This window comes from Streptomyces wuyuanensis (assembly GCF_900103455.1).
In the GTDB taxonomy this organism is placed as follows: domain Bacteria; phylum Actinomycetota; class Actinomycetes; order Streptomycetales; family Streptomycetaceae; genus Streptomyces; species Streptomyces wuyuanensis.
Genome location: NZ_FNHI01000012.1, coordinates 67,964 through 80,875, shown reverse-complemented (window position 1 = coordinate 80,875; position 12,912 = coordinate 67,964). Strand labels below are relative to the sequence as shown.

Below are 12,912 nucleotides of genomic sequence, written 5' to 3'. Positions count from 1 at the left end.
AGAGCACTCCGGGCCAGGAGGGACTTTCGGAGCACGCACCAGCAGCCCCCACAGCACCCGCACGTCTTTTCACGAGGAGAGCCATGTCCGAGGACTTCCCTGCCCAAAAGCCGGGCGACCAGGGCGAGAACGACGCGGATTCCGCGTACGACTACGACGTCGTCGTCGTCGGTTCGGGCTTCGGCGGCTCGGTCTCCGCGCTGCGTCTCACCGAGAAGGGCTACCGCGTCGGCGTCCTGGAGGCCGGACGCCGCTTCACCCGTGAGACGCTGCCGAAGAACTCCTGGGACCTGCGCAACTACCTCTGGGCCCCGGCGCTCGGCCTCTTCGGCATCCAGCGCATCCATCTGCTGGGCAATGTGATGGTGCTGGCCGGCGCCGGCGTCGGCGGCGGCTCCCTCAACTACGCCAACACCCTCTACGTGCCGCCGGCCCCGTTCTTCAACGACCCCCAGTGGAAGGACATCACGGACTGGCAGGAGGAGCTGAAGCCGTACTACGACCAGGCCAAGCGCATGCTCGGGGTGCGGCTGAACCCGACCATGACGCCGTCGGACGTCCATCTGAAGGCCACCGCCCAGGCGATGGGCGTCGGCGACACCTTCCACATGGCCCCGGTCGGCGTCTTCTTCGGCGACGGCAAGGACGCGGTCGGCGAGGACGGGACCGGCAGGGCGAAGGCCGAGCCCGGGGCCGAGGTGCCGGACCCGTACTTCGGCGGCGCCGGGCCCTCGCGCCGCGCCTGCACCGAGTGCGGCGAGTGCATGACCGGCTGCCGCCACGGCGCCAAGAACACGCTGAACGAGAACTACCTCTACCTCGCCGAGAAGGCGGGAGCCGTCATCCACCCCATGACGTCGGTGGTCACGGTGCGCGAGGACTCCCGCGGCGGCTTCGAGGTCGGCACCGTCCCCAGCGACGGCCGGCGCAAGGGCGGCGGCCGTACGTTCACGGCCCGGCGGGTCGTCATCGCCGCCGGCACGTACGGAACCCAGACCCTGCTGCACAAGATGAAGGACGAGGGCCTGCTGCCGCGCGTCTCCGCCCGGCTGGGCGAGCTGACCCGCACCAACTCCGAGGCCATCGTCGGCGCCCAGACCGACAACCGGCGCTACCGCAAGCGCCACGGCGCCGACCGGGTGGACTTCACCAAGGGCGTCGCGATCACGTCCTCGATCCACCCGGACGCCAGTACCCACATCGAGCCGGTCCGCTACGGCAAGGGCTCCAACGCCATGGGCGGGATGACCGTCCTCCAGGTCCCGTACAGCTCGCGGCGCGTCCTGGCCTGGCTCGCCAACTGCGCCCGGCACCCGTTGCTCACGCTCCGGGCGCTCTCCAACCGGCGCTGGTCGGAGCGGACCATCATCGGCCTCGTGATGCAGTCCCTGGACAACTCGCTGACGACCTACCGCAAGCCCAAGGGCGTCGGCAAGGGCCTGCTCACCGCCCGCCAGGGCCACGGAGCCCCCAACCCCGGCCAGATCCCCGAGGCCACGCGCGCCGCGACCCTCCTCGCCGAGGAGATCAACGGCTTCGCCGGCTCCAACATCGGCGAACTGATCGGCACCCCGCTCACCGCGCACTTCCTCGGCGGCTGCCCCATCGGTGCCACCGACGAGACCGGCGTCATCGACCCGTACCACCGCCTGTACGGCCACCCGGGCGTCTCGGTCGTCGACGGTGCCTCGGTGTCCGCGAACCTGGGCGTGAACCCGTCCCTGACGATCACGGCGCAGGCCGAGCGCGCGATGTCCTTCTGGCCCAACAAGGGCGAGGCTGACCCGCGCCCCGAACAGGGCGTCGCCTACGAACGCCTGGCCCCGGTCGCACCCAAGGCCCCGGCCGTCCCTGCGGACGCCTTCGGTGCCCTGAACCTCCCGTTCCTCGGTATCCCCGCGGTCCCGCCGAAGTCCTCCTGAACCCGTCCGGGGCCCTCGGCCCCGGACACGGGACATGAGAGAGGCGCTGCACCCCCCTCCGAGTGCAGCGCCTCCCTTGCCTGTTGCGGTGCGTTACACCGCGGCGTCGCTCCCGCGGCGCTTCATCGCGAAGACGACACCGGCGCCGGCGACCACGGCGACACCGCCCGCGATCCCGATGGCCGGGAGCGCCGACGGGGAACCGGTCCGCGAGGCTGCCGGTGACCTCGGCAGAGGTGTTGGTGTGGCCGTTGGTTCCGCATGCATGACCTGTGGACTGTGCAATTGGTTGCACGGGAACTCACACAGAATTTATGTGACGACCGCCACATGGCGCGAAATGTGCGTGGGGAGAGGGCGCTCCCGCCTCCCGCCGGGCTGCCCACCGGGTCGCCGCGGCAACAGGAAGGGCCCCGCGGAAGCGTTTCCGCGGGGCCCTCGGCTGTCGGTGCCGGCGTCAGGGCCGCGCCGGTACCGAGAGGCGGCGCCAGGGGGGAGGGCGCCGCTGGACTGGGTCGCCCGGTCCGCGTCGCCCCGGTCCGGGCTGCGGCCGGACGGCGCGGGGGTGCGGTCCCGTGGGCGAGTGTGGTGCGCGGTGCGGTGGGGGAAGGAGGCGACCGGATCGTGGCGGGCCGGCCGCGCGAGTGCGCAACCGCTTCGGCCGGATGCGGCCGGTTCCGGGCGTCCCCGGAACCGACCGCCTTGGGGTGACCGGGCTGCTGTCCCCTGCCGACCGGTCACGCGCGCCGGGGCGAGGTCCCACGACGTACCTGCGGTACGCCACACGCCCCAGCGGAGCCACGCGTGGTTCTTTCCTTCGGGGCCCGCCCCTGGCTGGCACGGACATCGGTACCAACGAAGCGTTCCGGGACCGGTCACGGGCCGTACGGGTGAGAGCCCGCCCGCACAGACGTACGTACAAGGGTGTGCAGCTGTCCACGGTGGCGGCGCCCTGCGCCGCGGAGCACGGGGAGCGTCGCGCACCGCTCAGATGCGGCCGCGGCACAGCTCCAGCAGGGTCATCGCCAGCGCCGTCCCCGGCTTGCCGAGCGCGTCCCGGTAGTGGCCGAGCACCTCCATCTCGCGCGACAGGTTCACCCGGCGGCCGCCGGACGTGATCCGGGCCTCCTGGATGACGGCCGAGACGGCCATCCGTTCCTGGATCAGCCCGATGATCCGGTCGTCGAGGGCGTCGATGCGTTCACGGGCGCCGTGGATCAGGTCCGCTGCGTCGTCGGTACGGGCGCCGGTGTCGGGACGGGCTGCGGTGTCGGTGGCGGGCACAGGGGGCTCCTTGGTTTCCGGGCCCCGAACCGACCGGGCCCGGAAACGACAGGACGCCCCGGGCCTTGTCGGCCCGGGGCGCCTGGGAAGTCGCTTGTCAGTTGCTCAAGCAGCACGACCATGGCAGCCGGCGGGCCGGGTGCCATAGGTAAAGACGAAGGTCGGGTGCTTGCGCATGGGGCTCAGTATGGCCCCCCTGCCCCCGCCGGGGCCAATACGGGTTCGGATGGTGAGACGAAGAGCGGTGCCGCGGCGCCGGTAGAATCGACTCACAGAGCCCCCTCCTCCCACCGCCGGAAGGCCGCCGTAGTGTCATCTGCGTCCCCTGCTGCCGCGCCCGACGTCACCAACCCGGACGTGGTCCTCGTTGTCGACTTCGGCGCGCAGTACGCCCAGCTCATCGCCCGCCGCGTCCGTGAGGCGCGGGTCTACAGCGAGATCGTCCCGTCCACCATGCCGGTGCAGGAGATGCTGGCCAGGAAGCCGGCGGCGATCATCCTCTCGGGAGGCCCGTCCTCCGTGTACGCGGAGGGCGCCCCGCGCCTCGACCGTGCGCTGTTCGAGGCCGGCGTACCCGTCTTCGGCATGTGCTACGGGTTCCAGCTGATGGCGCAGACGCTCGGCGGCACCGTCGACAACTCCGGCGCCCGCGAGTACGGCCGCACCGACCTGCACGTCAGCAAGTCCGGCTCCACCCTCTTCGAGGGCACGCCCGCCGAGCAGCAGGTCTGGATGTCGCACGGCGACGCCTGCTCCGCGGCCCCCGAGGGCTTCACCGTCACCGCCTCCACGGGCGTCGTGCCCGTGGCCGCGTTCGAGAACGACGAGAAGAAGCTCTACGGCGTCCAGCACCACCCCGAGGTGATGCACTCGACGTACGGCCAGCAGGTCCTGGAGCACTTCCTCTACCGCGGCGCGGGCATCGAGCCGACGTGGACGACCGGAAACGTGATCGAGGAGCAGGTCGCCGCGATCCGCGAGCAGGTCGGCGACAAGCGCGCCATCTGCGGACTGTCCGGCGGTGTCGACTCCGCCGTCGCGGCCGCGCTCGTGCAGAAGGCCATCGGCTCGCAGCTGACCTGCGTGTACGTCGACCACGGTCTGATGCGCAAGGGCGAGACCGAGCAGGTCGAGAAGGACTTCGTCGCCGCGACCGGCGTCTCCCTGAAGGTCGTCGACGCCGAGCAGCGCTTCCTGGACGCGCTCGCCGGGGTCTCCGACCCCGAGGAGAAGCGGAAGATCATCGGCCGGGAGTTCATCCGGGTCTTCGAGCAGGCCCAGGCCGAGATCGTCGCCGAGGCGGCGGGCGAGCACGGCGAGCAGCCGGTGCAGTTCCTGGTGCAGGGCACGCTCTACCCGGACGTGGTGGAGTCCGGCGGCGGCACGGGCACGGCGAACATCAAGTCGCACCACAACGTCGGCGGCCTCCCCGAGGACCTCGAGTTCGAGCTGATCGAGCCGCTGCGGAAGCTGTTCAAGGACGAGGTCCGGATGGTCGGCCAGGAACTGGGCCTGCCCGAGGAGATCGTCCAGCGCCAGCCGTTCCCCGGCCCCGGCCTCGGCATCCGCATCGTCGGCGAGGTCACCAAGGAGCGCCTGGACCTGCTGCGCGAGGCCGACGCCATCGCCCGCGAAGAGCTGACCGCCGCCGGTCTCGACCGTGACATCTGGCAGTGCCCGGTGGTCCTCCTCGCCGACGTCCGCTCCGTCGGCGTCCAGGGCGACGGCCGCACCTACGGCCACCCGATCGTGCTCCGCCCGGTCTCGTCGGAGGACGCGATGACGGCGGACTGGACGCGCATGCCGTACGACGTGCTGGCGAAGATCTCGACCCGCATCACCAACGAGGTCGCCGACGTGAACCGCGTCGTCCTCGACGTGACGTCGAAGCCGCCGGGCACCATCGAGTGGGAGTGAACCCTCCCACGAGTCAACGCCGACGCCGTCGCTCATTCGTTTGAGCGGCGGCGTCGCCGTTCACGGTGGGTAGTCTGATCGTACGTACCAGACTCACGTCCATGGGAGCACTCATGAGCGCAGAGATCTCGCACCACTGGCCGGTGCCGCCGCGAGAGGGCTACACCGTGGAGGACCTGCTCACCCTGCCCGACCTCCCGCCGCACACCGAGCTGATCGACGGGAGCCTGGTCTTCGTGAGTCCGCAGCGGGATTTCCACAGCGTTGCGATCGACCTGCTGGTGCAAGGGCTGCGGAGCACGGCGCCCCCCGAACTGAAAGTCCGCCGGGAGATGACCGTCGTGCTCGACAAGCGCAACGGTCCCGAGCCGGACGTCTCGGTCGTCCGTGCCGCCGCCGCGCGGAGCCGGGAACAGACCTACTTCCAGGTCAGGGACGTCCTGCTGGCGGTCGAGGTGGTCTCGCCGGACTCCGAGGCGCGCGACACCGACACCAAGCCGCACAAGTACGCGGGCGCGGGCATCCCGTACTTCTGGCGTGTCGAGATGGCCGGTGACGAGCAGCCGGTCGTCCATGTCTTCGAGCTCGACAAGGAATCGCGCGTCTATGTGCCGGGCGGCACGTTCCGCGACCGGCTCAAGGTCTCCGTCCCCTTCGACATCGACATCGACCTGGCCGGCATCGACCGGCTCTGAGCCCGGACTTCACCCCGCGGCCCGCGCCCGCCCCTCACCCCTCTTCCAGCGCGAAGTCCTCGTAGTGGAAGCCCGGCGCCACCACGCAGGTCACCAGGACCGGTTCGTCGCCCGCCGGCTCGGCGGACTGCCAGGTGCCCGCCGGGACGAGGAGCTGGGGCCGCTCGCCCGACTCGACGGAGGGGCCCAGGACCAGGGTCGTCCCGGTGCCGTCCGGCTTGTCGCCGGTGCCGGCCAGGTGCAGCCGCAGCGGGCCGCCGCGGTGCCAGAGCCACACCTCGTCGGAGCGGACCCGGTGCGGGCGCGAGCGTTCGCCGGGGTGGAGCAGGAAGTAGATCCCGGTGGCGTAGGCGCGCTCGCCGGGATAGCCGGGCGGAGCGGTCGAGCCCGCCGTGCGCCACGTCTCGCGGAACCACCCGCCTTCGACGTGCGGTTCCAGCCCGAGGAGCTCGACGAGTGGGGAAGCCGGTGCGGTCATGTGCCCATTGTCGTCCGGTCCCGCGCAAGGTGCGCGCCGTATATGGCCAGTTGGCGCAGCCGGAGGTACCTTCCGCGCCATGACCGACATGCCGGTGCCGGAGCCGATACCCGTCGAGCGGCTGCACTTCGCGATGCCGCCGGTGCACGAGTCCGTGGTGGACGAGCGCGTGTACCGGAAGCAGCGGCTGGCCGGCGCGCTGCGGCTGTTCGCCCGCCTCGGGTACGAGGAGGGCGTCGCCGGGCACATCAGCGTGCGGGACCCGGAGGTGCCGGACTGCTTCTGGGTCAACCCGTTCGGGGAACCGTTCGCCACGATGACCGCGGGCAGTCTGGTCCTGGTCAACGGCGACGGCCAGGTCGTCCTCGGCACCCGGCACGTCAACCAGGCCGCGTTCGCCGTGCACGCCGCGGTCCACCGGGCCCGGCCCGAGGCCGTCGCCGTCGTGCACACCCACTCCGTCCACGGCCGCGCGCTGGCCTCGCTCGGCGAACTGCTGGACCCGATCACGCAGGAGGCGTGCGCCTTCTACCAGGACCACGCGCTGTATGACGCCTACACCGGAGTGGCCGTCGACGCCGAGGAGGGCAGCCGCATCGCTGCCGCCCTCGGCCCCCGCAAGGCCGTCATCCTGCGCAACCACGGGCTCCTCACGGTCGGGGACTCGGTGGACGCGGCCGCCTGGTGGTTCGTCTCCATGGAGCGCTGCGCGCAGGTGCAGCTGAGTGCCCGGGCCGCCGGGAAGCCGGTGCTCATCGACCACCGCGACGCGGTCGCGACCCGTGAACTGCTCGGCGGCGATCTCGCCGCATGGATCAACTACCAGCCGATGTGGCGGCAGATCGCCTCCGCGGAACCCGAACTCATGTCGTAGTACGTCAATTTGATCGTGCGCAAATCACCCTCGCGTCGGCTTCCCGATGCGTGCGCGGTCCCGCCCGTACGGCACAATTCCTTGGAATCACGGGGTAGTTGCCGAAGCTGCCTACCGGGGAAGGGTGCGTCGCCGTGGCGGTGCAGGAAGCGGGAAAGAGCGTGCACGGCGGTGGCTGCACCTGCGGCGACTGCCCGCACGGCAGACGTGAGGGACACCGGAGGGCCGTCGCCCGGTTCATCGCCAGGCGCGACGAACTCGCCGGAGGACGAGGGCTGCCCGCCCAGATCGCCTCCTCCGCGGCCGGTACCCGCCAGTGGATCTCGGACGAGCTGACCGAGTCGGCCCGGGCCGTCGCGGAACGCAGCCGCGCCGCCGGCGAGTCATGGCTCACCCGCGTCCGGCAGCGCACCCTGCTGGTCCTGTGGGGCTCGGTCGTGCTGCTGCTCCTGGTCCAGGCCGTGACCGCGATCGGCTCCGGCTGGACCGTGGCGCGCACCGCCGGCCTCGCCGCCGCGGCCTGTCTGGCCGGACTGCTCACCGGGACCGCCTGGCTCCACCGGGCGCACGGCGGGCTGCTCGCACCGCTCGTCGGCGAGGACAACCGGCTGTCGACCTCGCGGGCCGTGGCCGCCGTGTGGGTGCTGTTCGCCGCCTACGCCGTGCTGTTCCTGGCGTGCCGGCTCGCCCTGTCGGTCCCCGCCGGACTCGGCCTCGCCCAGGGGGCCGGACTGCTCACGGTCGTCGCGGCCGTCTCCCTGATCGCCGTCGTCGTACGCCGTGTGGTCACCGTGCGCGTCATCACCCAGCGGCTGCAGAAGATGGAGGCGGACCGCCCCCGGCCCGCGGACCTCGTGTGCGACGACGCGGGCCGCGGCAGCTTCTCCGACGCACAGTACGTCCTCGTCGGGGCGGTCGCCCTGGTCTGTTCGACCGTGCTGCTCGCGCGCCGGCCCGACCGGCTGCCGGAGCTGCCGTGGGGCCTCACCGCGCTGGTCCTGGTATCGGCGACGGTCTACCTCGCCGGGAAGTACGCCGAGGGCGGCCGCCCGGTCGTCCTGTCCGTCGTCCGCACCCGCGAGCCCGGCGGCCTCGACGGACCCGTCCGCATCGGCGACGACATCGAGATCCGGGGCGCCGGGTTCGTCCCACCCGGCGCCGGGAGCCCCGACCGGCTCGCCCTGATGACCGTCCGGATCGGCGCCGTCCACGTCCATGTGCCGCTGGTCCCCGTCCCCGGCGGATTCACCAGCCCCAGTGATACGAGCATCACGGTCCCGGTGCCGGCCGAGGTCGAGCCCGGCAGGGTCGAGGTGCAGGTCGTGACGGCGGCGGGCGCGGAGTCGAACCGCGTGACCGTCGACGTCGTCGACTGAACCGGCTGAGCCGTACGGCCGTCGCCCCCGTATTCACGAGCGCGGTACGTGGGGACAATCGTCCCAGCCGGGTGAGACACGGAGGCGACGATGACGCATGTGTACCGGACGACGGCGACGTACGCGGCCGACGACGCGAGCACCAACTGGAAGGAACGGGCGGCGCGCTACTCGCTGCTGCCGCTGCGGCTGTTCCTGGGAGTGACCTTCATCTACGCGGGACTGGACAAGCTCTTCGACAGCGCGTTCCTCTCCGCGACCGGGACCGGTTCCATCGGAGAGCTGATGAGCACCGTGCGGAACAGCTCCGCGGTGCCCGCGCTGGTGGACGTCGCCCTGAAGAGCCCCGAGGGCTTCGGCTACGCGATGGCCTTCGGCGAGCTGGCCGTCGGCATCGGCACCCTGCTGGGGCTGCTCGCACGACTGGCCGCCCTCGGCGGGGTGCTGATCTCGCTGAGCCTGTGGCTGACCGTCAGCTGGCAGACCGAGCCGTACTACTACGGGAACGACCTCGCCTACATGATGGCCTGGCTGCCGCTGGTGCTCGCCGGCGCCTCCGTGTTCTCGCTGGACGCGGCCATCGCGGAACGGCGCCGGCGCAGCCGGTAGTGGACGAAGGTGACGACGGCGGCGAGGAACAGGCCGCCCGACATCACCGGGACGGCCGTGAACCACGGGGTCTGCCAGGCGCCGGTCGCGTCGCCCAGATAGGCCGCGGCGGTCCCCAGGGCCGCCGCGCCCGCGATCAGCCTGCCCGGACGGAACTCATGACGCAGCACGGGTGACCTCCACCTGTCCGAGCGCGACCGCCAGATCGAGGTCGAGCGTGCCCGCGGGCTTCGCTCCGGCGGGCGGAGCGAGCGTACGCGTGCGGTCCCGGTCCGGGGCGACGTCCACGTCGTTCACCGGATCCCCCGGCAGCCGCACGTCACCGACGCCCGCGCGCGCCCGGATCCGGACCGTGGCGTCCCCGGGCAGCACGACCCGGAGCCGGCCGGCTCCGACCTCCGCCTTGGTGCTCACCGTCTCCTCCACCGGCACGGCCACCCGGCTGAGGTCGAGCGTGGCCATGCCGGAACCCAGTTGGTACTGCGGAGCGACGGCCGCGGCCGTCGCGGGCCGCCACTCCGTCCGCATCCACTGCGTGTCGATCTGCTTGGGCAGCACGGAGGCGCCGACCAGCAGCACGGACGTGACCACGGTCAGCAGGATCGTGCCCCCGCCGATCCGGCCGAGGAGACTGCCGACCACCAGGCCCAGTCCGAACACGGCCAGCGCGCAGGCGAGCCCGATCTGCAGGCTCGTGCCCAGCGGCTGGGAGTCCCACGTCAGCCCCGTGCCCAGCCCGCCCGCCACCAGAGCGAGCAGGAAGACGACTCCGGCGATGCCGCGCGGCCCTCGGGGGCGGCGCGCGGCGACTCCGGCCCGCCGGCCGCGGGGGAGCGGCGCGAGGTCCGGTGACGCGTCCGGGGGACCCCACAGGTATCCGGTCGCCACGGGTCCGGTGGTGCCGTCCTTGACGATCGGGTCGCGCCACCAGGAGGGGCTGTCGGGCGTCGGGGGCGCCTTGGCCTCGGGCGGGGCCTCCGCCACGGCGTGCGCGGTCGCCCCGTCCAGCGGCCCGCCGTCCGGGGCGGCCGTCGTACGCCGCCGCGACCACACGGCGGCGCCCACGACGGCGAGCGACAGCAGCGCGGAGAACGCGAGCGTCCCGTCGTTGCCCAGCATCGACAGGAACAGTCCGCAGCCGAGCAGCGCGAGCAGCACGGCGACCAGGGCCGCCCCGTCGACCCGGCCGGACAGGGCGCGCCGCGCCTCGTTCTCCTCCTCGCCCTCCAGTGGGATCAGCAGCCAGGCGAAGCCGTAGAAGATCAGACCGATGCCTCCGGTCACCGACAGCACACCCATGGCGATTCGGAAGATCACCGGGTCGACGTCGCAGTACCGGCCGAGGCCGCCGCAGACCCCGCCGACGACCTTGTGCCGTGCGGTCCGGCGCAGCAGCACGGGCGGGAGCTGGTGCTCCGGCGGCGGCCCGGGCGCCGGGGCGGTCGGCTGAGTCATTCCTCCATGGTGACGGTCCGCCACCCCCGGCGGCAGCCGTCCCGACCCTGGCCCTTCCCTGATATTGCACCCTGGGTCCCGTCCGCGAAGCGGCGCCGTCCGCCGGAGGGGCGGCGGGACCGCGGCGTCCGGTGCGTCCGATCGCGAGGCGGGGGCCGCGCCGCAACGGGCCAACACGGGCGACCCCGGCAATGCGCGGGCCGTGCAGGGCGTCGTGTGCCGGGCGGGACCGCCGTGGACACCGCCCGGGGCGCCGAGGCTCAGGGTCTGTCTCAGGGACGGCCCTGATGCCCCCGCCGCCGGCCCCGTGTGACCATCGGGGCATGCCCGTCGCCGCCGCCCGCCCGCCCGAGACCGAAGAGCCCCCCCTCCGCAAGCTGTACCGCAGCGCGGAGGGCCGCTGGCTGGGTGGCGTGGCGCGCGGGCTGGCGGGCCATCTCGGCCTGCCGGTGATCTGGGTCCGGCTCGTGTTCCTCGGGCTCTTCATGGCGGACGGCCTCGGAACGCTGCTCTACGCGGTGTTCTGGATCGCCGTTCCGCTGGGCGTCGGCGGCAGGTCGGCCGAGCCCAAGCCGGTCTTCGAGACCGCCCCGGACGGCAGACGGCGGCTCCGCAAGCCCGACAGGGGACAGCTGTTCGCGCTGGTCGCCCTGCTGATCGGCGCGGTCGTCTTCGTCACCAACATCGACCTCGGCGGCCCCGCGAACCGCTACGTCTGGCCCGTGCTCCTGACGGGCGCCGGTGTCGTGCTGGTGTGGCGGCAGGCGGACAACGCCCGCCGGGCCCAGTGGACCGGCGACGACCGGCGCCGCAGGCTGCTGCAGCTCGCCCGCGGACTGGCCGGCGTCGCTCTGGTCGGCATGGGCCTCACCGTCTTCGTGGTCGTCCGCGGCTCCGCCGAGCAGCTCGGCAACGTCCTGACCGCCGCCCTGGCCGTGATCGTCGGTGTCGCCCTGCTCGCCGGCCCGTGGCTGGTACGGATGACCCAGGACCTGTCCGAGGAGCGCCTGATGCGCATCCGCGCCCAGGAGCGCGCCGAGGTCGCCGCCCACGTCCACGACTCCGTGCTGCACACCCTCACCCTGATCCAGCGGAACGCGGACGACGCGGGCGAGGTGCGCCGGCTCGCCCGCGCCCAGGAGCGCGAGCTGCGCAACTGGCTGTACCGGCCGGAGGGCACCGGCAAGGAGGAGGACGAGGAGCCCACCATGCTCGCGGACGCGGTGAAGCGGGCCGCGGCGGAGGTCGAGGACAAGCACGGCGTCCCGCTGGAGGTCGTGGTCGTGGGCGACTGCCCGCTCGACGAGAAGCTCACGGCCCAGATGCAGGCCGCGCGCGAAGCGATGGTCAACGCCGCGAAGTACGGTGGCGAGGGAGGGCCCGTACAGGTGTACGCGGAGGTCGAGGGCCGTACGGTGTTCGTCTCGGTGCGCGACCGCGGGCCGGGGTTCGACCCCGACGCGGTACCGGAGGACCGCATGGGCGTACGAGAATCGATCGTCGGCCGTATGCAGCGCAACGGAGGCACGGCGCGTCTGCGTTCCGTGCCCGGCGGGGGCACCGAAGTGGAGCTGGAGATGGAGAGGGCGGACGGATGACCGAGCAGACCGACGCAGCCGAGGGGACGGAGCGCCGGGTACGGGTCGTGCTCGTCGACGACCACCGGATGTTCCGCGCGGGAGTGCAGGCCGAGATCGGCAGGACCGAGGAGACGGGAGTCGAGGTCGTCGGCGAGGCAGCCGACGTCGACCAGGCGGTCACCGTGATCACGGCGACCCGGCCCGAGGTGGTGCTCCTCGACGTCCATCTGCCCGGGGGCGGCGGCGTCGAGGTGCTGCGCCGCTGCGCCGGGCTCGCGGCGGCCGCCGAGCGTCCCGTCCGCTTCCTGGCGCTGTCCGTCTCGGACGCGGCCGAGGACGTCATCGGGGTGATCCGCGGCGGCGCCCGGGGCTATGTGACCAAGACGATCACGGGAACCGATCTGGTCGACTCGATCTTCCGGGTCCAGGAGGGCGACGCGGTGTTCTCCCCGCGGCTGGCCGGCTTCGTCCTGGACGCCTTCGCCTCCACGGACGCGCCCCCGGTGGACGAGGATCTGGACCGGCTCACCCAGCGCGAGCGCGAGGTGCTGCGGCTGATCGCCCGGGGCTACGCGTACAAGGAGATCGCCAAGCAGCTCTTCATCTCGGTGAAGACGGTGGAGTCGCACGTGTCGGCGGTGCTGCGGAAGCTGCAGCTGTCGAACCGGCACGAGCTGACGCGCTGGGCGACGGCACGCCGGCTGGTCTGAGTCCGGGCCTCG

Annotated in this window: 12 protein-coding genes; 8 read left to right on the top strand and 4 right to left on the bottom strand. The window is 72.4% G+C overall.

Features of this window, described 5'->3' with window-relative positions:
- Positions 1-83: 83 nt before the first annotated feature.
- Positions 84-1,922, top strand: coding sequence for a GMC family oxidoreductase (locus BLT82_RS18710; protein WP_093656271.1), 1,839 nt, complete (start codon positions 84-86; stop codon positions 1,920-1,922).
- A gap of 987 nt (positions 1,923-2,909) precedes the next feature.
- Here the strand turns inward: BLT82_RS18710 and BLT82_RS18705 are convergent.
- A complete protein-coding gene (locus tag BLT82_RS18705; protein ID WP_093656269.1) occupies positions 2,910-3,206 on the bottom strand; it encodes a chorismate mutase in 297 nt (98 codons plus the stop codon).
- Between the two features lie 309 nt (positions 3,207-3,515).
- On the opposite strand from BLT82_RS18705, the gene guaA reads away from it, so the two are divergent.
- Both guaA and BLT82_RS18695 read left to right on the top strand, forming a co-directional pair.
- A complete protein-coding gene (gene guaA / locus BLT82_RS18700) occupies positions 3,516-5,123 on the top strand; it encodes a glutamine-hydrolyzing GMP synthase (protein WP_208867976.1) in 1,608 nt (535 codons plus the stop codon).
- 113 nt (positions 5,124-5,236) lie between these two features.
- Positions 5,237-5,818 (top strand): Uma2 family endonuclease, encoded by a 582-nt coding sequence (locus tag BLT82_RS18695; protein ID WP_093656525.1) that lies wholly within the window; start codon positions 5,237-5,239, stop codon positions 5,816-5,818.
- A gap of 34 nt (positions 5,819-5,852) precedes the next feature.
- Here the strand turns inward: BLT82_RS18695 and BLT82_RS18690 are convergent, their stop codons facing one another.
- On the bottom strand, positions 5,853-6,296 hold the full coding sequence (locus BLT82_RS18690; RefSeq protein WP_093656265.1) for a cupin domain-containing protein: 444 nt from the start codon (positions 6,294-6,296) through the stop codon (positions 5,853-5,855).
- Positions 6,297-6,384: 88 nt separating this feature from the next.
- Here BLT82_RS18690 and BLT82_RS18685 point away from each other — a divergent pair, with 88 nt between their 5' ends.
- From BLT82_RS18685 to BLT82_RS18675, 3 genes are all read left to right on the top strand, one after another.
- Positions 6,385-7,170, top strand: a complete 786-nt coding sequence (locus BLT82_RS18685; RefSeq protein WP_404204604.1) for a class II aldolase/adducin family protein — start codon at positions 6,385-6,387, stop codon at positions 7,168-7,170.
- A gap of 134 nt (positions 7,171-7,304) precedes the next feature.
- Positions 7,305-8,546, top strand: a complete 1,242-nt coding sequence (locus tag BLT82_RS18680) for a hypothetical protein (RefSeq protein ID WP_404204547.1) — start codon at positions 7,305-7,307, stop codon at positions 8,544-8,546.
- Positions 8,547-8,636: 90 nt separating this feature from the next.
- Entirely contained in the window at positions 8,637-9,155 is a 519-nt protein-coding gene (locus BLT82_RS18675; protein WP_093656259.1) for a DoxX family membrane protein, read from the top strand.
- Here the strand turns inward: BLT82_RS18675 and BLT82_RS18670 are convergent.
- The gene (locus tag BLT82_RS18670) at positions 9,062-9,325 is read right to left on the bottom strand and encodes a hypothetical protein (RefSeq protein WP_093656257.1); all 264 of its coding nucleotides are present in this window, start codon (positions 9,323-9,325) and stop codon (positions 9,062-9,064) included. The two genes, BLT82_RS18675 and BLT82_RS18670, sit on opposite strands and share 94 nt — an antisense overlap.
- Positions 9,312-10,610, bottom strand: a complete 1,299-nt coding sequence (locus BLT82_RS18665; RefSeq protein WP_093656255.1) for a PspC domain-containing protein — start codon at positions 10,608-10,610, stop codon at positions 9,312-9,314. The genes BLT82_RS18670 and BLT82_RS18665 overlap by 14 nt, the downstream gene beginning before the upstream one ends.
- A gap of 323 nt (positions 10,611-10,933) precedes the next feature.
- On the opposite strand from BLT82_RS18665, the gene BLT82_RS18660 reads away from it, so the two are divergent.
- Both BLT82_RS18660 and BLT82_RS18655 read left to right on the top strand, forming a co-directional pair.
- Positions 10,934-12,208 (top strand): ATP-binding protein, encoded by a 1,275-nt coding sequence (locus BLT82_RS18660; RefSeq protein ID WP_093656253.1) that lies wholly within the window; start codon positions 10,934-10,936, stop codon positions 12,206-12,208.
- A complete protein-coding gene (locus tag BLT82_RS18655) occupies positions 12,205-12,900 on the top strand; it encodes a LuxR C-terminal-related transcriptional regulator (protein WP_093656251.1) in 696 nt (231 codons plus the stop codon). Before BLT82_RS18660 ends, BLT82_RS18655 begins: the two co-directional genes overlap by 4 nt.
- The last annotated feature ends 12 nt before the right edge of the window (positions 12,901-12,912 follow it).

What these genes read in the sequence shown, in the direction of transcription:
- BLT82_RS18695 (WP_093656525.1), top strand. Translation starts at nt 5,237, where the DNA reads ATGAGCGCAGAGATCTCGCACCACTGGCCGGTGCCGCCGCGAGAGGGC.
- BLT82_RS18690 (WP_093656265.1), bottom strand. Translation starts at nt 6,296, where the DNA reads ATGACCGCACCGGCTTCCCCACTCGTCGAGCTCCTCGGGCTGGAACCG.
- BLT82_RS18675 (WP_093656259.1), top strand. Translation starts at nt 8,637, where the DNA reads ATGACGCATGTGTACCGGACGACGGCGACGTACGCGGCCGACGACGCG.
- BLT82_RS18665 (WP_093656255.1), bottom strand. Translation starts at nt 10,610, where the DNA reads ATGACTCAGCCGACCGCCCCGGCGCCCGGGCCGCCGCCGGAGCACCAG.
- BLT82_RS18660 (WP_093656253.1), top strand. Translation starts at nt 10,934, where the DNA reads ATGCCCGTCGCCGCCGCCCGCCCGCCCGAGACCGAAGAGCCCCCCCTC.
- BLT82_RS18710 (WP_093656271.1), top strand. Translation starts at nt 84, where the DNA reads ATGTCCGAGGACTTCCCTGCCCAAAAGCCGGGCGACCAGGGCGAGAAC.
- BLT82_RS18685 (WP_404204604.1), top strand. Translation starts at nt 6,385, where the DNA reads ATGCCGGTGCCGGAGCCGATACCCGTCGAGCGGCTGCACTTCGCGATG.
- BLT82_RS18655 (WP_093656251.1), top strand. Translation starts at nt 12,205, where the DNA reads ATGACCGAGCAGACCGACGCAGCCGAGGGGACGGAGCGCCGGGTACGG.